The organism is Neptuniibacter sp. QD57_21 (assembly GCF_047778075.1).
Taxonomy (GTDB): domain Bacteria; phylum Pseudomonadota; class Gammaproteobacteria; order Pseudomonadales; family Balneatricaceae; genus Neptuniibacter.
Window position 1 is genome coordinate 1,261,457 of record NZ_CP180549.1, and the last position, 22,897, is coordinate 1,284,353.

The following is a 22,897-nucleotide window of genomic DNA, read 5'->3' on the forward strand; positions in this document are numbered from 1 at the left end:
GTTTTGTTGCTTTAGGGCGACGCTGTAGTTTTAGAAATAACAGACATATTGGATAAGTGTTGATGACTACTGAAACGCGTACAGAAACTCACGGTTTCCAGACTGAAGTGAAGCAACTGCTTCATTTGATGATTCACTCCTTGTATTCAAATAAAGATATTTTTCTGCGTGAGCTAATTTCTAACGCATCTGACGCTGCAGAAAAATTGCGTTTCGAAGCGCTTTCAAATGGCGCGCTTTATGAAAACGATGGCGATCTAAAGATCAACATCAGCTTTGATAAAGAAGCTAAGACCCTAACTATCGCGGACAATGGTATTGGTATGAGCCGCGATGATGTGATCGAACACCTAGGTACGATCGCTAAATCGGGTACAGCACAATTCCTATCTCAGTTAACCGGCGATCAGAACAAAGACAGCCAGTTGATTGGTCAGTTCGGTGTTGGTTTCTACTCCTCTTTCATCGTTGCAGACAAAGTAGAAGTTTTCACGCGTAAAGCAGGTTTACCAGCCGAGCAGGGCGTTCACTGGGTATCTGAAGGTGAAGGCGAATTCACTATTGGTGAAGTTGAAAAAGCCGGTCGCGGTACCAGCATCGTACTTCACCTAAAAGAGGGTGAAGAAAGCTTTGCAGATGGTTTCGCACTTCGTGGTTTGGTACGTAAGTACTCTGACCATATCTCTATCCCTGTAATCATGCAGAAAGAGGCGATGCCTAGCTTCGGTGAAGAGGGTGAAGAGAAAGACGCCGCTGCTGAAGAGCCAGAAGATGAAACAGTAAACAGTGCAACAGCGCTGTGGACACGTAACAAATCAGAGATCTCTGAAGAAGAATATCAAGAGTTCTACAAGCACATCTCTCACGACTTTGGTAATCCATTAACTTGGGCGCACAACCGCGTTGAAGGTAACATGGAATACACCAGTCTGTTGTTCGTGCCAGAGCGTGCACCATACGATCTGTGGAACCGTGAAGCGCCAAAAGGCCTTAAGCTATACGTGCAACGTGTATTTATCATGGATCAGGCAGATGAGTTCTTGCCTCTATACCTACGATTCATGAAAGGTGTTATCGACACTAAAGATCTATCCCTAAACGTATCTCGTGAAATTCTTCAGAAAGATGCCAACGTTGATAAGCTGCGCAGCGCACTAACTAAACGTGTACTGGATATGCTAATCAAACTGGGTAAGAACGATGAAGAAAAATACGCAGCGTTCTGGAAAGAGTTTGGTCAGGTTCTAAAAGAAGGTCCTGCGGAAGACTACGGTAACCGTGAGAAGATCCTTAAGTTGATGCGTTTCTCTTCTACTCATGCTGACAGCGAAGAGCAGAATGTATCTCTGGATCAATACATTGAGCGTATGCAGGAAGGTCAGGACAAGATCTATTACGTTGTTGCGGATAACTACAATACTGCGAAAAACAGCCCGCACTTGGAGATCTTCCGTAAGAAAGGTATCGAAGTACTGCTGATGACTGATCGTATCGATGACTGGATGATGAGCCAGCTTCAAAACTACGATGAGAAAGCCTTCCAAGATGTCACTAAAGGTCAGCTAGACCTAGAAGAGACAACGACTGAAGAAGAAAAGAAAGAGCAGGAAGAAGCAGCGAAAGAGCTAGAAGGTCTAGTTGATCGCCTGAAAACCAGCCTAGGTGAAAAAGTTGCTGATGTTCGCATCACTAACCGTCTAACTGATTCTCCAGCATGTCTTGTGTTGGGTGAGCAGGATATGGGTCTTCAGATGCGCCAGATTATGGAAGCAGCAGGTCAGGCAGTGCCAGACACTAAGCCTACATTTGAGGTAAACCCTGAGCACCCACTGATCGAAAAACTAGATCAAGAAGCAGACGAAGACCGCTTTGGTGATCTAGCTTCTGTTCTATTCGATCAAGCAGGCCTAGCCGCTGGTGCACAACTCGACGACCCAGCAAGCTACGTTGCGCGTTTGAACAAATTACTACTTGAGCTAAGTGCTTGATCAAGTAATTAGGTTCTAAAAAAGCGGCTCTATATGAGCCGCTTTTTTGTAAGTTAAGCTTAACCTTAAGCTTTGAATCTAGGTCAGGGATATATGTAGGTTTAAGCTAGTTGCATATTTTTGGTTATATGCGCGATGCAAGACCTAACTCTTAGGCTTTTATAAAAATGTTACATTCTAAGGACAGATTTTGAGTAACCCTACAACTTTGGACTCTAAAGATATTCCATTCTTTCTCCCGCTGGGTGCGGCAATCTCAACGGCAATGTGGTTATTAGACAAAGTCGATTTACCTGATCAAATGAATCGGGGCTTTCTTACCAGTTTATTTTCGGATCACATTCCATTCGGAACGATTGGGGCGCTGTTTCTAGCAATAGCGATGCTAGAGTTGTTATCAGTCTCTGTGTCTAAAGAAGTTGGCTTTCTATCAAAACAAAATAGACACCTTTCCAGAAGGCTATCACAGCTTGCTTCTCCAGCATTCTTTATAACTTTTGGGTTTACCCTTCCAATTTTTATTATATATCTTTGTACGGGTGAGAGAGCATATGGAAGCTATTGTTCTGTATTTGCAATATTCTCCTTGTTGCTTTGGGGTATGTCGTTCTTAGCGAGACAGCTAGTATTGTCGTCAAGAGCTATGCACACAAAACTCCCCAGGGTTATCGCTGTTGGTATTCTATTAGCTGTTGGAGTAGGTATTATTTGGAATGCAATTTCAGACCTTAGACCAAAAAAAATAGAAGTTAAATTTGAGTATGGGCTATATACAGCTATCAAGAATTCAGCACAAAGTGAAAATATAACTGTTGAGGAGTTTCTAAGAAGAGCAACTCTGAAGCGAGTTAATGATGGTAGGTAACAAGGCGTTGACAATAAGTAGGATCAGGCTTTGCATGTTGCGCTACTAATGGGCTTTCAGCTGTTGCATGTTGTATTCTGGATGCGCTTTCTGCTGTTGTATGCACAATGCAAGACCTGACCCTTGGGTTCGACACCAGGGCAGTGGATCGCCGCCCTGAAGAAGTTTTGTTAGGACGCCCTGTTCGGGGCGGGGTTTTTGACAGGCAAAACTTTCACTGTTCCAGGCTGTTTCTGGATAGGGCTTTATTTGTTGGAAGTCCATTTCTGTCCGTTCATGCGTTCGTGTTTTCAAGCTTGTGTGCCGCCATTAAATAAGTCGATCTCTGGGCCTTGGGTAGGCATAAAGCGTTGCTCGGCTTGGAGTTCAAGTAGTGCCTCTTCAAACTCGACATCATCCATGGAGAACCAGTAATCTGGTTTGCGGTTGTTTTTAGCATCCCAAGCCGCGGTTGTAGGGTCTTTTGCTCTGCCGGGTTCCAGCTCTGGGACATCAGGCATCGGCTGGCTGGTATCCATATAGCGTTGTATCAGGTTCCAGATCCGTTTTAATTCATCCGGTTGTTGGCTGCTGGTGAAGGTATGCAGGGGAATACTGTCGGAGTAGCGATGATATCGGTGTACCAGGTGGAGTTGATAGCTGAGTATGCCCTGATGACTAGGGCTGCTGACCAGATAACAGTCAAACTCACAGAAAGGGTGGCTGTAGAGTTCTTTATTGTTTTTATAACGTGTCACCCTGCCAGTGCTTCGGCTGAAGGTAAAATGTTTGACCGCTTTCATAAACCAAGGCATGGGCAAGTATCCTCGGCCCGAGGCTTCAAAGTAGCCCCAGATTAGAGCGCATGGGAGGAAAACTAAAAGAGACATTGTAGTGATTGCATGAAATAAATCATTTGTTGAAACTGAGTCATCAGAAACAAATAATCCTATACTCACGACAAAGAAAATTGGAGCTATAAAAATACAAAACCCTTTGGAAATAGCGGTAAGGTAAAAGTAAATTAGCCCCCATTTATTTAGTGAGCCTGCACTGTACTGGTTCTCATCCCAATGGGTTTCGCCATTATTCTCTTGTAAACGTTGCTTGATTTCAGCTGGTGTGGGTTCCTCAATCATACTGACGGGAACGGTTTCGTTGGCCTGGCTCCACGGTAGCGGATCACCGCCCTGTAGAAGCTTTGTCAGGATGCCCTGTTCTGGGCGGGGTTTCTGACAGGCAAAATTTTCACTGTTCCAGGCTGTTTCTGGATAGGGCTTTATCTGTTGGAAGTCCATTTCTGTCCGTTCATCCCTTCGTGTTTTCAAGCTTGAGTGCCGCCATTAAATAAGTCGATCTCTGGCCCTTGGGTCGGCTTAAAGCGTTGTTCAGCTTGGAGTTCAAGTAGTGCCTCTTCAAACTTGACATCATCCATGGAGAACCAGTAATCAGGCTTACGGTTGTTTTTTGCATCCCAAGCAGCTGTTGTAGGGTCTTTTGCTCTGGCTGGTTCTAGTTCTGGGACATCAGGCATTGGCTGACTGGTGTCCATATAGCGCTGAATCAGGTTCCAGATGCGCTTGAACTCATCCGGTTGTTCGCTGGTGGTGAAGGTATGCAGAGGGATGCTGTCGGAGTAACGATGATACCGGTGTACCAAGTGGAGTTGATAGCTGAGTATTCCCTGATGACTAGGGCTACTGACCAGATAGCAGTCAAATTCCGAGAAAGGGTGGCTGTATAGCTCTTTATTGTTTTTATAGCGGGTCACCCTGCCAGTGCTACGGCTGAAGGTAAAATGTTTGACCGCTTTCATAAACCAAGGCATGGGTAAATACCCACGCTCAGAGGCTTCAGCATAGCCCCAGATTAGGCCTGAGGGGAGGAACACGTAAATGCCATAGACATATGAGACATCAGCTATTTCAGACAAGCCCCATCCGTCATAAAAAACAAATGAAAACAATACAATAATAAAGACAGGCAGTAACATGGTACAGTTGCCTTTACCGAAGACAGTCAGATAAAAGTAAATTAATCCCCATTTATTTAATGAGCCCGCACTGTATTGGTTTTCGTCCCAGTGAGTTTCGCCTTTATTCTCTTGTAAACGTTGCTTGATCTCAGCTGGTGTGGGTTCCTCAATCATACTGACAGGAACGGTTTCATTAGCTCGACACCAGGGTAGTGGATCGCCTCCTTGTAGAAGCTTTGTTAGGACACCCTGTTCGGGACGGGGTTTCTGGTTGCTGTAGTGCTGACTGTTCCAGACGCTATTCTGATACTGGCCTTGCGGTGTTTCAATTTTGTTCATCATTAGTCCTGTTACTGTTCCCAGCCAAATTCATCGGCCCACCAGTATTCCCCTTTGGTAAAGCTTGGGGTGGTACTTGGGCTGCCGGCTTCTTTCTCTTTGCTTAACGGAGGGGTGGGGAAGGTATGTTCACCAATCTGTAGCTGGGCCCTTGTATGGAAATGGGCTTGATATTCGTAGGTATAGCTTGTTCCGGGCCAAAATTTACCGTCGTTTTTAGGCACGATATTGTCAAATCGATAGAAAAAAATTTGGCCGTTATCTAGCTCCTGCTGATCGAGTAAAGGCGCGTCCGCAGGGGCCACTTGATCGACGCTCAGCGTTGGTTTAACCGGTCCACGGGTTGTTCGGGTTTTTTTGGTAGTGCTAGTTAAGATTGCCTGCCGTGCATGGAAGCGCAGGGTTTGGTGCTCTGGTTTACTCAAACCGAACAGGTTACTGGTGAGCCAGACACCGTGGGTAATGCCTTTGCCTGTTAATTTCCTGCGTAGCTCGTCGGATAGCTCGATCTGCTCAATCGGATAGGTTTTAATCCGTAGGTTCATAATAAGGTTGATAAAATGCTGCCAGGCCTTGTCCGGTTGTTGCAGATATTTATAGTCACCAGTGTGATCGGGACGTGCTCCAAAGGGGCCGTTTTTAAGCCAGGTTTCCATGGGGCTGTCCTTAAACAACATATAGAGGCCAAAGCCTACTAGGGCAATGGTTAGTCCGATCCAACCCAGAGGGCTCATTAGGAAGGTGGCAGTATAGAGGCTGCCGAAGGTGGATAGGCCAGTACCAACTGCAACCATCGCCATAGCCGCTGCGGCATCTTTATCTTGAGCGGAAATTAACAGACAGGTATCCCATACGGCCACCGCTGTGGTTAAAGCACCACCGACTAAACCTGCAAACTTGAGTCGGCTTATCGTACGTTCCAATTGAAGGTTTAATGATGGGAAAGAGAGAAATCTTGCTGTTGCAGGGGATAGTTTTCGGAAGGTGGCGGTACTTGTTTTCGCCAGCAGTCCGGTCTCTTTGGTTAAAAAGTTTGAAGCATTTACAATAGCAACCCCTAAGTCGACCACCGCACTAACTCGTGCAGTGGTTTTATAGTAGCTACTATGCCTTTCATTAAACCCCGTCATAGTCCTCTGCAAATTAACAATCTCCAGCGCCACAATAATGAAGGGAACCCCTTTCTGTGCGTAGAATTCCCCGGCAGCAGTGCCTGCTTTGCTTTGCGGAGTGAGTTTGTCCGCCAGATCAACCTCTTTGGCTAATTGTTCAACTTTCATTTGGGTGATGGGGTTATCATCCGGTACAACTAGCGCCCGCAGATCAGCTTTGCTGCTTACGGCAGAGCCATGTAGCTTGGTGCCTTTGAGGCTACGTTGATTGGTTGAGGCGAGCAGTTTATCGTTGCTATCCCTGAGTACGCCATAACGTTTACCGGCTGTTTTCTTACGCTGTGATTCGGTTAGGCCAAAACTTAACCCCGCCTTTTTACTGTGAACTCCGACTACATAGGCACCCGCAATTGATTCACCGGAGGTGGGAATATAGGTAGCCTTTCCTATACTGTCTGGTGCTATTAGCTTACTCAGGCGGAGATTGTCGAGGTAGGCGGCTCTGAATTCGACAGTTTCGATCATTTGGCTAAGGCTGGCGCGGGCAGCAGCTTTGTTTTGCAGCGCTAGCATAGCCGTGTAAAAACCACTGAGGACACCATCAGCGGTATTGAGGATACGGCGGCTGATGCCAAAGCTGTCTTCACTGTTTTCGCTGCTTTTAATGTTATCGCCCAGTAAGAGTGCCTGATCACGGTTTTCTATCTGATCATCTAGCAGTAGGGTGTCACCGGCCCAGCGTGCCACATTGTTCGCGGTTGCTAGGCCGCTGCCGTCATTTATTGGTGCTGGTGGGGTGTAGGCTATTTCCAGTGGAACCTGATCCTTAGGTGGGTAGAGCAAAGCATGCAGTGGGTGGAAGATACCTTGGTTGTAGAAATTGGCGATAATGCCATGGCCAGGCCAATCTTGCGGTTGCTGGTTGTCTTGCAGCGGATCGATAGCGGCGAGGTTAAGGCTCAAGGCTTGGAAAGCATTACCGACGAGACGATAGGCACCAGGCGCTCCGCGGTCCAGATTGGTGAAATCCCGCATTGCCGCAGCGGTGGCAGGATTATTAATCGTTTTGCCAAGGTTATTTTGGAATTGCGCCATATCCTTATGACAGCGTTGACGCTCTATTGTGCGTAGTGTGCGCTGAAATACCCCAATCGGGCTGAAGTTAAAACTATCTAAGTGCTTGTGGTTAGGGTTTTCCTCACCGTTTGGCAGTTTATCTGGTACGACAAAACGTTGCACCAGTTCGGCGCTCTTAAAGTATTTCTGCTGACCAGCGTCGTCCATTATATGGAACAGACAGGAGCTAACCTGCATGGCCATAGTGGTGTGATGACGGAGTTCAAATATTGGATCAGTTAACACGATAAGTTTCAGCTGGCGGGTTCTAGCATCTGCTAAGTAGTCGATTGAACTGCGGGCTTGCCAGAGACTGTCTTCCTGACTATCAGCATTTAATTGTTTGTTGTATTGGGCTGCACGGGCGCCGTATTCGTATCGCTGCTGAGTACACATTCTCCAGTGTCGATAGGAGATCGCTGCTGTCTTTCCTGAGAGCATTGACCTCGTAACTTACACTGTCGTATAGATTGTATAGGTGGTTGCCACTGAGGTCGCGATTATAGAGGCTGGGATCGGCAAGTTGTTCTTCGATCTCTGGTTCACGTAGACGCATCGTCTTCAAGGTGGTGTTCAGCTTGTCACCCAGCGTATTAATGCTTTGGTGAGTAATAACGCTAGTACGTAGTTTGAGGGTGGTCCTGTTTTCAGGCTTTTCGAGAAAGTTCAGGTACGCAGCACTCCACTGGACCTCTGAATAGGCAACATATAAACGCTGAGAACTACCGTTTGCTTTAGTTGGCAGCCAAATATCTTTTAGTGGCTTGCCAACAGCTTTGCGCGGCTCTTTCTTAAATGGTTTATCAAAGCCCTCTCGGTGGTGGGAAAGGTGAGTGTCACGAAACTCTGGACCTATATTTTCCTTGTTTATTACCTCAATCTCGCGCCATAACTGGTTGTCTTTAAAAATATAAAGGTAACCATTGCGGATGGGAGCCATATGTTGCTCTGGGTATTGCGCTGGTTGAACGCTAGGAAGAACGGTTAGAGGAACGACCGCCTGAAGATGATAATTCTGTTCGTGATTATGCTCTTTCTGCTGGTATTTCTGCTCATCGACTTTGGTAAACAGGGGCAGTTTGATAGGGCCGCCTTCGTCACATTCAATGCTGAGCCACACGTTGCGTTTTTCGGTTTCAGGTGTCCAGTTCCAGCTAAAAATACTATAGCCAGCGACTTCAACTAACTTCTGTCTAGCTTCGATCTGTTCCTGTTGTGCTTGATCGGTGTGATCGTAGAATTGAAATGACTGCGTGGTATCGTGGCTGACGCCATTGACGCTGATGAAAAAATCGCAGTCTAAACAGGAGCTTTTGGGACGTGACATCTGAATTATTCCTTTAATTCTCAAACCGCCAGGTGACAGACGCGGTGTATAACGCTATTGGCTTCACTGCCTTAGGTATGCGGAGTCTAAGCTATATGCACTTAAGTGTTAATAGGCATTGTTTAGAATGATGGCTGAAATCATAGCCACAGCCGATCTTTGCAGTATTCTTCCTGTATTTAGCGGCGAAAGCCCCTAATCCACCTCACTCAGAAAAATAACAAACCGATGTATCAGCCGAATGCTTAGCCTGATACATCGCCTTATCTGCGCGTTGTATCAATATCTCTGCGCTGCCTGCATCCTCCGGGAAGATACTAATCCCAATACTTGCTGAAATAATATGTTGTGCCGGTTTTAGGTCAAACGGGGCGACTAGGCTGTTTAGGCATTTCTCTGCGACTAAGATCGCTTGTTCGCGCTTTTCGATATCAATCAGGGCCACAAACTCATCGCCGCCGATGCGGGCAATGGTATCGGTGGACCGGAAGCAGTGTTTTAAGCGTTTAGCGACTTCGCGTAGGACTTTATCACCGGTGGCGTGGCCGTATTGGTCGTTTACCGGTTTGAACTTATCCAGGTCGATATAGATAACTGCCAGTTGGCTTAGTTGTCTTTCTGCACGGGAGATAGCACTTTCAAGACGGGAGTAAAAGAGGCGGCGGTTTGGCAAATCGGTGAGTGGATCTTGATAGGCTTTGGTCAGTAGGTTGTCTGCCATTGCACTATGGGTCTTTTCGTCACGTACGATCAGTACAAATTTATTGGATTGTACCGATTGGCCTTGAACCGCGTTCAGGGTGGCGAAATAGGTTCTGTGGTCGTGACTGCAGATCTCACCGCACCAGCTACCATTGGATTCGGTCAGTCTGTCCAGATCGATAGCGTCACGTTCTGGGCTGTATAGCAATTCATTTAGTTGAAGGCTTTGCGTTTTATCTTTGAGCTGAGGGAACTGGTTTTGCGCCGCTTCGTTACTGGATATGATCTCGCCTTCGTCGGATAGAATGATGCAGGGATCTGGGGTGGCATCAAACACTAAGGAGGCGAGGAGTAGGTTCTGCTCGGCTTCACGCTCAAAGGTAACATTACGGCCTATGCCTAGGACCCCCGTCTCTCTTGAATTGCTCTCTTTTAGGGGCAGTTTGTACATATCTAATAAGCGGCGGCGGCCATCTTTGTAGGAAACCCATTCGTCGCAACGCTGTGCTTCTAGGGTTTCTCGTACTTCTTTATCTTTATTGGCAATGTATTCGGCTGAGGTTCTCGACATTAGCTCGTAATCGGTGCGGCCTAAGATATCTTCGGAGGGCGTATCTAGAAACTCTTCAAAGCTTTTGTTGCACAGCTGATAAACCCCTTCAGGGCTTTTGGCAAAGATAAAGTCCGGTACGGCGTTGATAATGGTGTGTAGCAGTTCTTGCTCGCGCTCCAGTTCTTGCTGGGCTTCGATAAGGTCGGTGATGTCGTGCAACACCACCATCGCGCCTAGGTCAGTGATCAGTGAACCGGAGTAGGAGGTGAGCTTGCCTTCAAAGGTATGCTGCTGTTGGCAGATAGAGGTCTGGCTGATGCGAACTTTATGTTTTTTGCCCATAAAGGCTTGTTCGAGCGCGCTTTTGATCTGTTGTTCATAGGCTTCTGTGCCATGAACTTCGGCAACGGTTCTGCCGATAAATGCATCTTTATGAATACCAAAAAAGTTTTCGTAGCCTTTGTTTACCGCCACAAACCTATTGTTTTGATCAACGATGGCAATCATGTCACCGAGTTGGTCAAGCAGAGATAGCTCTGTTTGTGGATGTAGCTTAGAAGGATCGTTCTGTTGTGCGTTCATACTGACCTTGGCATTTTGATCAAACTTCTATTGAGTGAGCAATATCGTTCAAAAGCCTTTTTAGGGGCGGCTACGAATAAAATATTCGTAATGTCTTAAGTAAGGATAAAAGAATAAAACATACGTTTAAATTAAACAATTGTTTGAGATTGGCGCTCCGATAATTTACACAGAGGGATCAACATACTTAGGAGAGAATGATGACCCCTTTATTTATGAAAGCTCGGCATTTTTTTGAGGATATCTGTCCAGCCCAAGATGACACACTAAAACTGGTTGTTGTCACCCATCTACTTGATACTCCACCAGTTTTTTTGGATGCGTTGGAGCAATTTTGCTGTGTAAAAATGGTGTTACCAAAGCCAAAAAGTATAAGCCGCTCAACACTAGAACAGGTAGAACAACGGTTTCAGGTGGTGATTAAAAAGCGCTCTCAGATCAGTTCCGTCGAGGTCATATCAGCAATTTTGAATGAATATATCCCAGAAGGGGATATGATCTTAGTCGATATTGGTGGCTATTTTGCCTCGGCGTTGTCGCAATTGCCTGATCGATTAAAAGCCAATCTGCTGGGCGTGGTAGAGGTCACTGAAAATGGCTTACAACGTTATCTTGAGCATGAGCAACTGCCGGTACCGGTATTATCGGTTGCCCGTAGCCCACTAAAAAGTCCCGAAGATTATCTGACCGGCCAATCGATTGTGTATTCCGCTGAGGCTTTGATGCGTGAATGCCACCAAATTATGAATGGTGGTAATGCGGTGGTGTTTGGTTATGGCAAGATCGGCCGCTCCATTGCTAAGGCGCTGCATGAAAAGAATATTAATACCAAGGTGGTTGAGATCGATCCGATTCGTGCGATCGAGGCGAGATCGCGTGGTTTTGATCTGATCAATAAAGAGGATGCCTTGCAGAGTAGTGATGTGATCTTTTGCGCGACGGGCAATCAATCGCTGAATAATCATGATTTTAACCGCATCAAAAACGGCGCATTTATCTTTTCGGTAACTTCCTCTGATGATGAGTTGGAGCTCAGCCGTGCTGATACCAATTTCTCGGTGAGTCAGGAAACCCAGCATATTGCGCGGTACGAGCGTTTGGGCCAGTACTTTTACTTGGGCAATCGGGGTAATGCGATTAACTTTATCCATAACGCTGAGGTTGGCCCTTATATCTACCTTGTACAAGGAGAGGTGATTAAGGCGATTAACTATATTCGTAGCCAATCTTTGCCAGCCGGATTGGATCAGTTACCTACGCCGGAAAGGCGAGATCTGGCTGAGCGTTGGCTTGCGCACTTTGGTTAACCTGAAAAGTAGTAGAAAAACAGGTGCTCGGTTGTGCTTCCGAGCCTTGTTTTACGTGTTCTCACTGGCCGAAATACTATAGAATCCCTGCTTTTTAGCGCACTATTAAGAAAGCAGTATAAATATGTCTGATAGTCATCAAGCCCATATAGGTTTAACTGATCCCAAAAGCCCTGAGAATGTTGGGGCGATCATGCGTGCCGCGGGTTGCTACAACGTGCAATCTGTTACCTACACGGGTAATCGTTTTAACAAAGCGCAGGAACAAAATAAGCGACTGCAGACAGATACCCGCAATATGCTGGAGCGTATCCCGCTAGATCATATTGAATGCTTTAAAGCGTCGATTCCAAAAGGTGCTAGACCGGTTGCGATTGAGCTGGTGGAAGGTGCGACTTCCTTGATCGACTACGAGCACCCAGAAAATGCTTATTATATCTTTGGCCCTGAAGATCGCTCGATCGATAAAGAGGTCGTGGCTTGGTGTGAAGATGTGATCTACATTCCGACTGTTGGTTGCATGAACTTAGCCGCAACGGTGAATGTTGTGCTTTATGATCGTATTGCTAAGTTAGGCCCGAAAGCGTCTGGAGATGAGTTGATCCGCAGATCGCGTGATCGCAATAATCAGCTTAAGGTTTAACGACAGGCTGTATTGAAAGGCGAGATAACTAGCCTAGTTCGTGAACTAGGCTAGCTTAAGTAAGCGAACTTACTTATCTGGTGCGTGGAAGTATAGGTACAGATCGATCAGAAGTTCCGGAATCTGCGCGCACATCTCTGCACATAGTTTCTCATCTTCACGAATCTTGTTGATGTCATCTTCTTCAAACAGTTCAGATGCAACCATTACTGGTAGTAGCATCTCAGCTACTTCTTCCTGCTTCTTGCTACCGAACCATTCCTCTTCCTGAGTGAACACACCTTCCATAAAGGCTTGTGACCACCACGCTAGAGGTGAGATATCTTCATCTTCTTCAGCGTCTAGAGACAGTTCGCACGGTAGTTCGATTTCACCGTCGCTGTATAGCTGACCGCCAATCGTGCTGTATAGGCGTTTTAGTAGGCCCATGATCTCAGCTTCTTGCGCTTCTGATTCCCAGTTTGGCGTCTGATCAAAAACCAGTTCCATCCACGTGGATTCATCAAGAGGAGTAGGGCTGATATTTAGCGCGCTAAACAAGCCGTGAACGCCGATAAGATCAAGGCAATCTTCTGAAACAGCATCGGAATAAAGGAAGTCGTCCAGTAGATCCAGTTCTGAATCGGTAAGTGCATTCGCTGAAGTGAGAGTCATGAATATATTCCTAAAAGGTTATGCCGCTGATTTTAACTTGCTTGGTCAGATTTAGCAGTATTTTTTAACTGCTCAATTCAATACGGTTGTCAGTGACAAAGGCACGCGCTTTCTGGATAATCCAGCCATGAATTCAAGCGCGTTACAGATCCTCAAAGAGGTTTTCGGTTACGATCAGTTCCGAGAGCCCCAAGCCGAAGTTATAGATACCCTGGTAAATGGCCAAGATGCCTTGGTGGTTGTGCCTACAGGTGGTGGTAAATCACTCTGTTATCAGCTACCTGCGTTGATGAGGCAGGGCACGGCTATTGTTATCTCGCCGCTGATCGCGTTGATGCAAGATCAGGTCACTGCGCTGTCGCAATGGGGTATTCGTGCAGGGTGCTTGAATTCGAGCATGGATTTCTCTTTGATCAATGAAACCGAGCATCAGTTAAGATCCGGTGGCTTTGATCTACTCTATATTGCGCCGGAACGACTACTTCAGCCGCGCACGCTCTCTCTGCTTCAGTCCTGCCCAATTGCACTCTTTGCTATCGATGAAGCGCACTGTGTATCACAGTGGGGGCATGATTTTAGACCAGAATATTTGCAGCTAAGTCAGTTGGCTCAGTTATTCGTTGGTGTGCCGCGTATTGCGTTAACGGCAACTGCGGATGAGCGCACTCAGCAAGAGATTGTTGAACGATTAGCGCTGACCAATCCTGCAGAGTTTATCCAAGGTTTTGACCGCCCAAATATTCGTTATCGCATCGGGCAGAAAGACAGCGCTAAAAAGCAGCTGTTAAAGTTCCTCAAAGATGAACACCCAAAAGACTCCGGTATTGTTTACTGCCTTTCTCGCAAGCGGGTAGAAGATACTGCCGCTTGGTTATGCGAACAGGGCTTTAATGCGCTGCCTTATCATGCGGGACTCGCGGCAGACCTTCGAAGTCATAATCAGCATCGCTTTTTGACTGAAGAAAATATCATCATGGTGGCGACCGTTGCCTTTGGTATGGGAATTGATAAGCCGAACGTGCGCTATGTGGCTCACTTGGATCTGCCAAAAAGCATTGAAGCGTATTATCAGGAAACTGGTCGTGCGGGCCGTGATGGATTACCTGCCGATGCTTGGATGGTTTATGGCTTGCAGGATGTGATGTTCCTGCGTCAGATGTTGGAAGGCTCGCAAGCGCCAGCAGAGCAGAAGGTAGTTGAGCGCCAGAAGCTAGAAGCGATGCTTGGATTGTGTGAGATCACGAGCTGCCGTCGTCAGGTGCTTTTAAGTTACTTTGGTGAGAAAGATCATCAGCCTTGTGGCAATTGCGATACCTGTTTAGAGCCTGTTCCTGTTTGGGATGGCACTGAAGCGGCACGTAAAGCCTTATCGGCGGTTTACCGTTCTGGGCAGAGTTTTGGTGTGAATCATGTGGTCGATATCCTGATGGGGAAATCGAATGAGAAAACCAAAAACTTCGCCCATGAAAAGCTTTCTACTTGGGGCATAGGCAAAGAACTGGATAAGAACCAGTGGCGCTCTGTTTTCCGTCAGCTGGTGGCTCGTGGATTGTTGGGTGTGAATGTCGATCAGCATGGTGTTTTGCACCTAACCGATAAGTGCCGTCCGCTTTTACGCGGCGAAACCAAAATCCAACTGCGTAAAGACCAGCGTCAGCATACACCTTACCGTAAAAACCAAGTACCGCAGAGCCAGCTGGAAGCTGAAGATTATGCGCTATGGAATGAGCTTAAAGCGGTGCGTAAACGCTTGTCTGATGAGCAGGATGTACCGCCTTATGTGATCTTCCACGATGCAACGCTGATGGAAATGGTGATGTATCGCCCGCAAACCTCAGATCAGTTCAAACGCTTGAACGGTGTGGGCGAACGCAAACTGGACCTTTACGGTGCTGACTTTATTCAGGCGATTGAAGAGTTCGAGGATCAGCACAAAGCCGATAATGTCGCGACTCAAGCGATGGAATCGGTTGTGCTGTATCGCAGTGGCATGACGGTTGATCAAGTCTCTAGGCAACAGCATCTATCGGTTAATGCGATATATGGCCACTTAGCCCAAGCGATCCAGAAAGGCGAGTTGGCGGTTAAGGATGTGGTCGATCTTCCTGAGAAAGAGTTCAGTCATATCGAGCAGGTGATGCTGGAGTGTCAGCAGGAGTTTGGCCAAGCGTTAAAGCCTGTGAGCGAAGCGTTGGCTGGCGTCTATGAAGTTGGGATTCTTCGTTGTATTAAGGCTGGGCTGGAATCCGCGTGAGCGAAGATCTGAGTCTCTCAGCTTTATTCATCAGCGGTTTTATATCGGCTACCTTGTTACCCGGCGGTTCCGAAGTTCTTCTGGCTTGGCAGTTATCCCAAGATGTTCATAATCCGTGGAGCCTTTGGGCTGCAGTGACATCGGGCAATGCCTTGGGCGGTATTGTGACTTTCTTAATGGGCTGGGGAATTGCCCATTACTATCCTTTACGCGCACTATCATCACCTAGACAACAGCAAGCGCAACGATGGCTCACTCAATATGGCCCTGTGGCTTTGTTAATGTCTTGGGTTCCGCTAATCGGCGATCCGCTTTGTTTGGTTGCTGGCTGGTTAAAAACCAATTTTTGGCTTAGTGTACTGATGATCACTTTGGGAAAAGCGATCCGATATTTGATTATTGTGGGCTTGATTTAAGGGATTAATGGGAGGGGCCGTTCGTGGGATTAGTGGCTAAATCGCAACGAAGTACATGGGGTTGGCTACGGTTAATTATTCTGATTCTGGCGTTGATCGTGGTGGCGATGAATGCTTGGCTATCACAGCTACGCTCTACCGATTGGGATCGGCCACTTTGGGTGGTGATCTATCCGATTAATGCCGATCAAGGCGCTGATACTCAACTCTATGTTGATGCCTTATTAGAAGGCCATTTCGACGATATCGAGCATTTTATGGCGCGAGAAGCGCGTCATTACGATCTCCCCCTAGAAACACCGCTCGAAGTTTATCTTGCTCCTCCTTTGATCGAACACCCTCCAAAACCGCCACACAACCCGAGCATGTTAGATAGTGTCTTATGGAGTTTAAATCTGCGTTATTGGGCTTGGCAAAACGATAGTTGGACTGGCTCAACGCCTGATATCAAAGTCTATTTGAAGCTGCATTCGCCTAAGACTCATCAAGTACTGGAACATTCCTTAGGTTTGCAGAAAGGGATGATCGGTGTGGTGAATGGTTTTGCCAGCGTCGATTATCAAGCACAGAATAACTTTGTGACCATACATGAGGTACTGCACACCTTAGGGGCGACCGATAAATACGATCTCAGCAATAACCAGCCGATCTGGCCCGATGGTTATGCAGATCCTGAATTAGAGCCGTTATTGCCGCAAGCTTATGCGGAGGTGATGGGTGGCCGAATTCCAAGGACATCAACCACAGCAGAGATGCCGGAGAATCTTGAGCAGGTTTTAGTTGGCGAAAAAACTGCTCAAGAGATCAACTGGGTTCAGCCTTGATCGTTATTAATGTTTATTGCTCGATAACCGACTTCAATGCTTTAACGATATCCTCTTCAAGTTCAATCAGAAGGTCCTGAGCTGGGCTTTCTGGATTGATCTGGCTTGGGCGTAGGAACTTGATATAGGTGATATCGTTTTTGTGTTGCAGAGTGATAGAAAGAGGGCAGAGCGCGCCCATATCAGGATCTTTGTTAATCACATGGTTAGCGTACCAAGGATTACAGAAGACTAAGCTGCGGATCTCTTCATAACCGTGTTTGTTGTACTCAGCACCCCAGCGGTCTTTATAGTGAGTCAAAGAGCGGCCGATATTGGGCTCGAAGATGACATAAAAACGGCTCTCTTCTAGAGCTTGGCTGATCTCTGTGTGGTTATTATCAAAATCCCCCTCCATCTCAAAAGATAGAATCGGGTTAGCAAAAACAGTGCTGCTTGCTAGCAGAGTTGCCGAGAAAACCAGTCTTTTGATCAGCTTAAGCATTACTTGCTCCAAAGAATCCATTTACCGATGAACGTTCAGTTTAGTGTATCACCGCATCTTAGCCGAGCAAGCGTGAAGGTGTAGGACTTCTTAAGATCATCTAGTGTATAATCTGCGCTCCGAAATAGAGCTGAAGACCATGACTACTAGCAACACCTCATCAATTGAAGATCCTCAACTAACTGACGCCGAAGCTGCTGCAGAGCAGAAGAAGCAGAAAACCCGTATGAACAAGCTGCAGAAGCGTCTGCGCCGTGAGATGGGTCGCGCGATTGAAGACTTCAATATGATCGAAGATGGCGACAAGGTTATGGTCTGCCTGTCTGGCGGTAAAGATTCTTACGCGATGCTGGATATCCTGATGAATCTGCAGCGCAGTGCCCCAATCAATTTTGAGCTGGTGGCGGTGAATCTGGACCAGAAACAGCCGGGCTTCCCTGAGCATGTTTTGCCTGCTTATTTGGAATCGATCGGTGTACCTTTCCATATCTTAGAGCGTGACACGTACTCCGTTGTTAAAGAGGTGGTGCCTGAAGGTAAAACGACCTGTGCACTATGCTCGCGTTTACGTCGTGGTTCTCTGTACGGTTTCGCTGAAGAGATCGGCGCTAACAAAATCGCACTAGGCCATCACCGTGATGATATTCTTGAGACCTTGTTCCTAAACATGTTCTACGGCGGCAAGCTTAAATCTATGCCACCAAAACTGGTTTCGGATGATGGTAAGAACATGGTTATCCGTCCGTTAGCTTATGCGCGCGAAAAAGATATCGCTGCCTTTGCTGAGCTACGTGGTTTCCCAATCATCCCTTGTAACTTGTGTGGTTCTCAGGAAAACCTGCAACGTCAGGTGATCAAAGAGATGCTGCAAACTTGGGATAAAAACTTCCCTGGTCGTATCGAAACCATGTTCCGATCTTTACAGCACGTTGTGCCTTCACACTTGGCTGATACTGAACTGTTTGACTTTAAAGGCTTAAAGCACGGTTTCCCTCACGGTATTGATCCAAACAGTGATACTTCTATGCGTCCGGATAACGCGCCGACAGAAGAAGCGGTGCAGACGTTTAATCCTCAGAAGATCGACGTTCTATCTCTCTAATCTTTCCATTGCTTAATGATGCATGTCCGAAATTGTCGGATATGTGTCATTGATGACATTTGGGTTTCGCGTAATACTGCTATCACAGGTTAAAAACTTAGGTTTAAGAGCCGTGGGAGTATTACGTGAAAACTATTGCCGTTCTTGGCTATGCTGATTGCCAAATTCTCGATGTCACCGGGCCATTGCAGGTATTTGCATCGGCTAATCGGGCATTAGGGCAAGATTTCTATCAGATTAAAATCCTTGGGTTATCTCAAGAGCCTATAGTGACCAATTCGGGGATGCGCTTGGTTCCTGATCAGTGCTATTTCGATGCTACGGATATAGATACGTTGCTGTTTGCCGGTGGACGTGGAGTCGATCTACAGCGGCAAAATCAGGAGCTGATTAACTGGATACAGGAGCAGGCTAAGACTGTTCGACGAATTGGCTCGGTCTGCAGTGGTGCTTTCCTCTTGGCAGAAGCCGGTTTGTTGGCGGATAAAGAAGCCGTATCTCACTGGCAGTGTTGTGATTTGTTAGCCGAAGAGTTCCCTGATACACGTGTTAACTCCGATGCGATCTGGATTAAACAGGGCGATCTGTATACCTCGGCGGGTGTGACTTCTGGCATTGATCTGGCTTTGGCCCTAGTTGAGGAGGACTTAGGTCATGAGATTGCGATGGCGGTTGCACGAGAGCTGGTGGTGTTTATGAAACGCCCCGGTGGTCAGGCGCAATTTAGCACTCAGCTAGAAGCTCAATTAAAAACCACAGGGCCTGTTGCTAAGGCAGTTGCTTATATCGAACAGCATCTAAATGCAGAGCTTAATCTCGCCATATTGGCCGAGCATTGCTGGGTCAGTGAGCGGCATCTGTTTCGTCTGTTTAAAAGTGAGGTTGCACAATCGCCTGCCACTTATATCGAAAACAGCCGCTTAAGTTTGGCTCGGCAGTTATTAGAAAGCGGCGCATTGAATCTACAACGAGTAGCGGAACAGAGTGGACTAGTATCCGCTGACAATCTTCGTAGAGTGTTTATTCGTCGTTTAGGTATTAACCCAAGTGAGTATCGGGATCGTTTTGGTTCTGTGACTTGTGATCAAGCATCAAAGGATATTAATTCATGAATCTGAATGTTTTCTTGCTCTCCGGTTGCCAAGCCTTATTAACCACCGGAAATATACTTTTAGTCTCGGTGGTGGCTCTGATTGGTCAGAACCTAGCTGCAAGTCCTTCAATGACGACCTTTCCGGTGGCGACCCAGTTTATTGGTTTGATGCTAGCGACGATCCCTGCCTCTCTGATTATGCGCCGTATAGGCCGAAAAAATGGATTCTACTTAGGGAATTCGATCGGCATCTTGGGTGCGGCATTGTGTATTCTTGCCCTGCAAGGGGAGCAGTTTTATCTCTTCTCGTTTGGTACATTCCTTTTGGGGATAGGCATTGGCTTTGGTACCTTGTACCGTTTTGCGGCGGTTGAGGTGTGCGATGGTCAGTCGAAAAGTAAAGCTATCTCCTTAGTCATGGCCGGTGGTGTTGTGGCTGCCGTTATAGGGCCGCAGTTGGCTATCTACAGTCAGGATCTCTTAGGGGAAGCTGAGTTCGCTGGCGCTTTTGTTGGATTATTAGGCCTTTACGTTATTGCACTGTGTTTGCTTTTTTTTACTCATATTCCAAAAGAGGTTGCCACTGAGGATACTGCAACGGCACGTCCGTTGTTGACGATTGTTAGGCAACCCACCTTTATCGTTGCCGTTGTTGTGGCGATGGTGGGTTATGTGGTGATGAACCTGCTGATGACAGCAACGCCATTAGCAATGGCCCGTTGTGGCTTTACCTTTGCTCAAGCCGCTCATGTTATCGAGTGGCACGTGTTAGGTATGTTTGTACCGTCGTTCTTTACCGGCAGTTTGATCGCACGATTCGGCCTTAATCCTGTTATGTATGCTGGTGCTGTATTTATGTTGGCCTGCATTGGCATTAACTTGATGGGTGTATCTGAATGGCATTTTTGGACGGCATTGGTGTGTTTAGGGATTGGCTGGAACTTTATGTTTATCGGCGCAACTCAACTGGTTACCACAACTTATAGACCTGCCGAGAAAGCTAAATCTCAAGCAGCGAATGAGTTTTTAGTGTTTAGTATGGTGACAGTTTCCGCAATGTCTGCCGGTTGGATGGAAGCCGTATTAGGGTGGCAGGCGATGAATTGGATTGTTTTACCTTTGATCCTTTGGGCAGTAGCGGTTATTTTCTTTATAGGCCGCTCTCATTCTGAACCAGTGGCTGCTACCTAAGGAAGGAATATGAAGTCGCCACAATTTTTATCTATCGTGACCTCATCGCCAGTTAAAGTGAGATTGACAAATCTCCCTGAAATACAGGCTTTAGGCATCACTACTGTATGTGAATCTAACTTACAGCGATTTACTGCTATGGATAATAACAGGGCGTTGGGGCTTGCAGATTATCTTGCAGAAAACCCCGAAGAAACTGAGGTATGGTCTGCAGCGTTTTATCCTGAATTACCCCTTGAGGCCGTAGAGATACAACCTTATTCACGAGCGCAGCGTGGTTTGCCCTGTTTATTTTCCCAAGTAGGGGAGTTACCCGGCATTGAAGATGGTGATCGATTTCCTGTGGGGGATCAGTGGCCACTGAGTTGTAGTCCTCAAGAGCGAGCATTTAGCTTGTTGCAGGAGCGGATGCGCAAGCTCTGGAGCGAGGGGCGACCCGATGCTGAGATGAAATTAGCCTTAATGGCTGATTATGCCGGACGCTTAAACCGGTTAAGCGGTCACCACTTTATTCATTGGGACGGCGAGTTTCTTTTTGCCTATTCTGGTAACGAAACTGATCTTGAACCTTTGGCTTATCAGAGCTTTTCATTTAGAGAGCTTTGTTTGAATTATAGGGTAGATCTAGAGCTTTCTTCAGATGATCTTGTGACCGGTGTTATTGTCGCTTCTCAGTCTTTATTGGGCGACGAAGCTATTCCTATAAATCCGGGGAACACCTTATGTTTCAAGCAAGGGCAGCTATTTGAACAGTGTGAACCTGTAAGTTTTTGGGAAAGAATTGAGTAACTCATTCCCAAATCTAAATTGCAAACTTTTTCCAACAACCGCTTCCATTGTTGATCCAGCTTCTTGTTTTAATTTGTTTTTTAATATTCCTTCATAAAATCGAATAGTTGACTATATTTAAGTTACTTAAGGATATAGAGTAGTGGTATTACCAATTGAAATATTGGTCATACCTTTGACTGTTTGTTTTAGTGAGATGGTTAGGCGCAGTAACATTTATGAAGGAAAACGTAGTTCCGCAAGCAGGTATCCCGCCCATGGCAATCGTTGATATGACAGATCAATCGATGTTAATTCAAGTGTTTGATCGCATTGTCCTGCCAACCTTTGTGCTTGATAAAGACCACAGGATTATTTATTGGAACTCTGCTCTTGAAGCCATTAGTGGTCTTAGTAGAGAGGAAATGATTGGTACCAAGGATCAGTGGCGACCGTTTTATTCCTCAGCGCGTCCTTGTCTAGCTGACTTGATCCTTGAAGGCGGCAGAGATGAGGATGTTAAGCATTATTATATGAATAAGTGTCAGCGTTCTGAATTGATCGAAGGTGCGTTTGAGGCTGAAGATTTTTTTCCAGACTGCGGTGCTGATGGTGAGTGGTTGCAGTTTACCGCCTCCAGTATTGTCGATTCAGATGGCGAGCTCATCGGCGCTATTGAAACTTTCCAAAACATCAGTGGACGAAAGAAAGCTGAGTTTGAGTTGCTAGAACGAGAGCGTATATACAAAGAGTTGAGTATTACCGATAGTTTGACCGGTCTTCATAACTCACGACATTTTTATGATCAGATGGAAAACGCGTTAGAAACTGCCCGCCGTTACCATCACGGGTTTACCTTGTGCTTTTTCGATCTGGATGATTTTAAAAAGCTCAATGACTCCCATGGTCACTTGATGGGTGATAAGGTGCTCGAAACCTTTGGCGCTTTGGTGCGTTCTTCCTTACGTACGCTTGATAGCGGGTATCGCTATGGTGGAGAAGAATTTGCCATCTTGTTGCCATCAACCGATGTCGATGGCGCCGAAACGGTGGCAGAAAGGGTGCGTGAAAGTTTACAGAACTATCAGTTTATCTTACCGGATGGTGAAACCATTCGTTGTAGCGTTAGTACGGGCGTTACCGCTTATACCGTGGGTGATAGTGTACAGAGCTTGATGCAGCGTGCAGATAATGCGCTTTATAAAGCAAAAGAGCAGGGTAAAAACTGTATTGTCACAGTTTAGCTTTTCACAACCGCTTCTCTATGTAATCATCTGCCTCCGTAACTTGGAGGCAGTATGAAGAGTTTTCTTTTTTCTACAGATAATGATCGTGGTGGCGTAATTTTGTGTGATTTGGACACCTTGCCAGAAGCGGTCGACTATTTGAAACAACGCTTTAAAGGGGTTGTTCGAGTAGAGCAGGGCCGAGACTATTGGTCCGAGGAAGAAGGCTTTGCAAGTTTGCCCGCACCAGCTGAAGAAGATAACCCTCAAAGCAGCGGCTGATGGCTGTTCTACTACCTTGTTTATTCGAGTTAATCTTAGCGTTCCACAATAATTAGTAACTGACATTAAAAGTCCAGTTCAGTAAAGTAGATAGCTCTAATTACCAACCCTCGTT

Annotated in this window: 20 protein-coding genes; 13 read left to right on the forward strand and 7 right to left on the reverse strand. The window is 46.4% G+C overall.

From position 1 onward, the window contains the following. The first annotated feature begins 62 nt into the window (after positions 1-62). Together htpG and ACMXYS_RS05490 are read left to right on the forward strand one after the other, a co-directional pair. Positions 63-1,988, forward strand: coding sequence for a molecular chaperone HtpG (gene htpG, locus ACMXYS_RS05485; protein WP_415897858.1), 1,926 nt, complete (start codon positions 63-65; stop codon positions 1,986-1,988). A gap of 190 nt (positions 1,989-2,178) precedes the next feature. Further along, complete coding sequence (locus ACMXYS_RS05490; RefSeq protein WP_415897859.1) at positions 2,179-2,853, forward strand: hypothetical protein; 675 nt, start codon at positions 2,179-2,181, stop codon at positions 2,851-2,853. Between the two features lie 290 nt (positions 2,854-3,143). On the opposite strand, the gene ACMXYS_RS05495 is transcribed toward ACMXYS_RS05490, so the two are convergent. The 5 genes from ACMXYS_RS05495 to ACMXYS_RS05515 form a co-directional block, all read right to left on the reverse strand. After that, on the reverse strand, positions 3,144-4,130 hold the full coding sequence (locus tag ACMXYS_RS05495) for a hypothetical protein (RefSeq protein ID WP_415897860.1): 987 nt from the start codon (positions 4,128-4,130) through the stop codon (positions 3,144-3,146). Positions 4,131-4,156: 26 nt separating this feature from the next. Continuing rightward, complete coding sequence (locus ACMXYS_RS05500) at positions 4,157-5,146, reverse strand: hypothetical protein (RefSeq protein ID WP_415897861.1); 990 nt, start codon at positions 5,144-5,146, stop codon at positions 4,157-4,159. Between the two features lie 11 nt (positions 5,147-5,157). Further along, positions 5,158-7,815, reverse strand: a complete 2,658-nt coding sequence (locus tag ACMXYS_RS05505) for a hypothetical protein (protein WP_415897862.1) — start codon at positions 7,813-7,815, stop codon at positions 5,158-5,160. Then, positions 7,703-8,701 carry a toxin VasX gene (locus ACMXYS_RS05510; RefSeq protein ID WP_415897863.1) on the reverse strand — a complete coding sequence of 333 codons (999 nt, stop codon included), beginning with the start codon at positions 8,699-8,701 and terminating at the stop codon, positions 7,703-7,705. The genes ACMXYS_RS05505 and ACMXYS_RS05510 overlap by 113 nt, the downstream gene beginning before the upstream one ends. Before the next feature lie 205 nt (positions 8,702-8,906). After that, positions 8,907-10,538, reverse strand: coding sequence for a diguanylate cyclase domain-containing protein (locus ACMXYS_RS05515; protein ID WP_415897864.1), 1,632 nt, complete (start codon positions 10,536-10,538; stop codon positions 8,907-8,909). 197 nt (positions 10,539-10,735) lie between these two features. On the opposite strand from ACMXYS_RS05515, the gene ACMXYS_RS05520 reads away from it, so the two are divergent. Both ACMXYS_RS05520 and ACMXYS_RS05525 read left to right on the forward strand, forming a co-directional pair. Continuing rightward, positions 10,736-11,845, forward strand: a complete 1,110-nt coding sequence (locus ACMXYS_RS05520; protein ID WP_415897865.1) for an adenosylhomocysteinase — start codon at positions 10,736-10,738, stop codon at positions 11,843-11,845. 124 nt (positions 11,846-11,969) lie between these two features. Next, positions 11,970-12,488, forward strand: a complete 519-nt coding sequence (locus tag ACMXYS_RS05525; protein ID WP_415897866.1) for an RNA methyltransferase — start codon at positions 11,970-11,972, stop codon at positions 12,486-12,488. Positions 12,489-12,557: 69 nt separating this feature from the next. Here the strand turns inward: ACMXYS_RS05525 and ACMXYS_RS05530 are convergent, their stop codons facing one another. Next, positions 12,558-13,142 (reverse strand): YecA family protein, encoded by a 585-nt coding sequence (locus ACMXYS_RS05530; RefSeq protein ID WP_415881720.1) that lies wholly within the window; start codon positions 13,140-13,142, stop codon positions 12,558-12,560. A 127-nt stretch (positions 13,143-13,269) separates the two neighbouring features. Here ACMXYS_RS05530 and recQ point away from each other — a divergent pair, with 127 nt between their 5' ends. From recQ to ACMXYS_RS05545, 3 genes are read left to right on the forward strand one after another with little or no spacing between them, the layout of a single operon-like run. Continuing rightward, entirely contained in the window at positions 13,270-15,396 is a 2,127-nt protein-coding gene (recQ, locus tag ACMXYS_RS05535; RefSeq protein WP_415897867.1) for a DNA helicase RecQ, read from the forward strand. Further along, positions 15,393-15,812: a YqaA family protein gene (locus ACMXYS_RS05540; protein ID WP_415897868.1), complete on the forward strand. Its 420-nt coding sequence runs from the start codon at positions 15,393-15,395 to the stop codon at positions 15,810-15,812. The genes recQ and ACMXYS_RS05540 overlap by 4 nt, the downstream gene beginning before the upstream one ends. A gap of 23 nt (positions 15,813-15,835) precedes the next feature. Next, complete coding sequence (locus ACMXYS_RS05545; protein WP_415897869.1) at positions 15,836-16,636, forward strand: hypothetical protein; 801 nt, start codon at positions 15,836-15,838, stop codon at positions 16,634-16,636. Between the two features lie 13 nt (positions 16,637-16,649). Here ACMXYS_RS05545 and ACMXYS_RS05550 read toward each other — a convergent pair whose 3' ends face one another. Further along, positions 16,650-17,120: a DUF302 domain-containing protein gene (locus ACMXYS_RS05550; RefSeq protein ID WP_415897870.1), complete on the reverse strand. Its 471-nt coding sequence runs from the start codon at positions 17,118-17,120 to the stop codon at positions 16,650-16,652. Positions 17,121-17,346: 226 nt separating this feature from the next. Here ACMXYS_RS05550 and ttcA point away from each other — a divergent pair, with 226 nt between their 5' ends. From ttcA to ACMXYS_RS05580, 6 genes are all read left to right on the forward strand, one after another. After that, complete coding sequence (ttcA, locus tag ACMXYS_RS05555; protein ID WP_415898231.1) at positions 17,347-18,222, forward strand: tRNA 2-thiocytidine(32) synthetase TtcA; 876 nt, start codon at positions 17,347-17,349, stop codon at positions 18,220-18,222. Positions 18,223-18,347: 125 nt separating this feature from the next. Then, positions 18,348-19,334 (forward strand): GlxA family transcriptional regulator, encoded by a 987-nt coding sequence (locus tag ACMXYS_RS05560; RefSeq protein ID WP_415897871.1) that lies wholly within the window; start codon positions 18,348-18,350, stop codon positions 19,332-19,334. Further along, positions 19,331-20,506: an MFS transporter gene (locus ACMXYS_RS05565; RefSeq protein WP_415897872.1), complete on the forward strand. Its 1,176-nt coding sequence runs from the start codon at positions 19,331-19,333 to the stop codon at positions 20,504-20,506. Before ACMXYS_RS05560 ends, ACMXYS_RS05565 begins: the two co-directional genes overlap by 4 nt. 9 nt (positions 20,507-20,515) lie before the next feature. Beyond that, positions 20,516-21,295 carry a class II glutamine amidotransferase gene (locus ACMXYS_RS05570; RefSeq protein WP_415897873.1) on the forward strand — a complete coding sequence of 260 codons (780 nt, stop codon included), beginning with the start codon at positions 20,516-20,518 and terminating at the stop codon, positions 21,293-21,295. Between the two features lie 218 nt (positions 21,296-21,513). After that, positions 21,514-22,518 carry a diguanylate cyclase gene (locus tag ACMXYS_RS05575; protein ID WP_415897874.1) on the forward strand — a complete coding sequence of 335 codons (1,005 nt, stop codon included), beginning with the start codon at positions 21,514-21,516 and terminating at the stop codon, positions 22,516-22,518. Between the two features lie 54 nt (positions 22,519-22,572). Beyond that, a complete protein-coding gene (locus ACMXYS_RS05580; protein ID WP_415897875.1) occupies positions 22,573-22,782 on the forward strand; it encodes a hypothetical protein in 210 nt (69 codons plus the stop codon). The last annotated feature ends 115 nt before the right edge of the window (positions 22,783-22,897 follow it).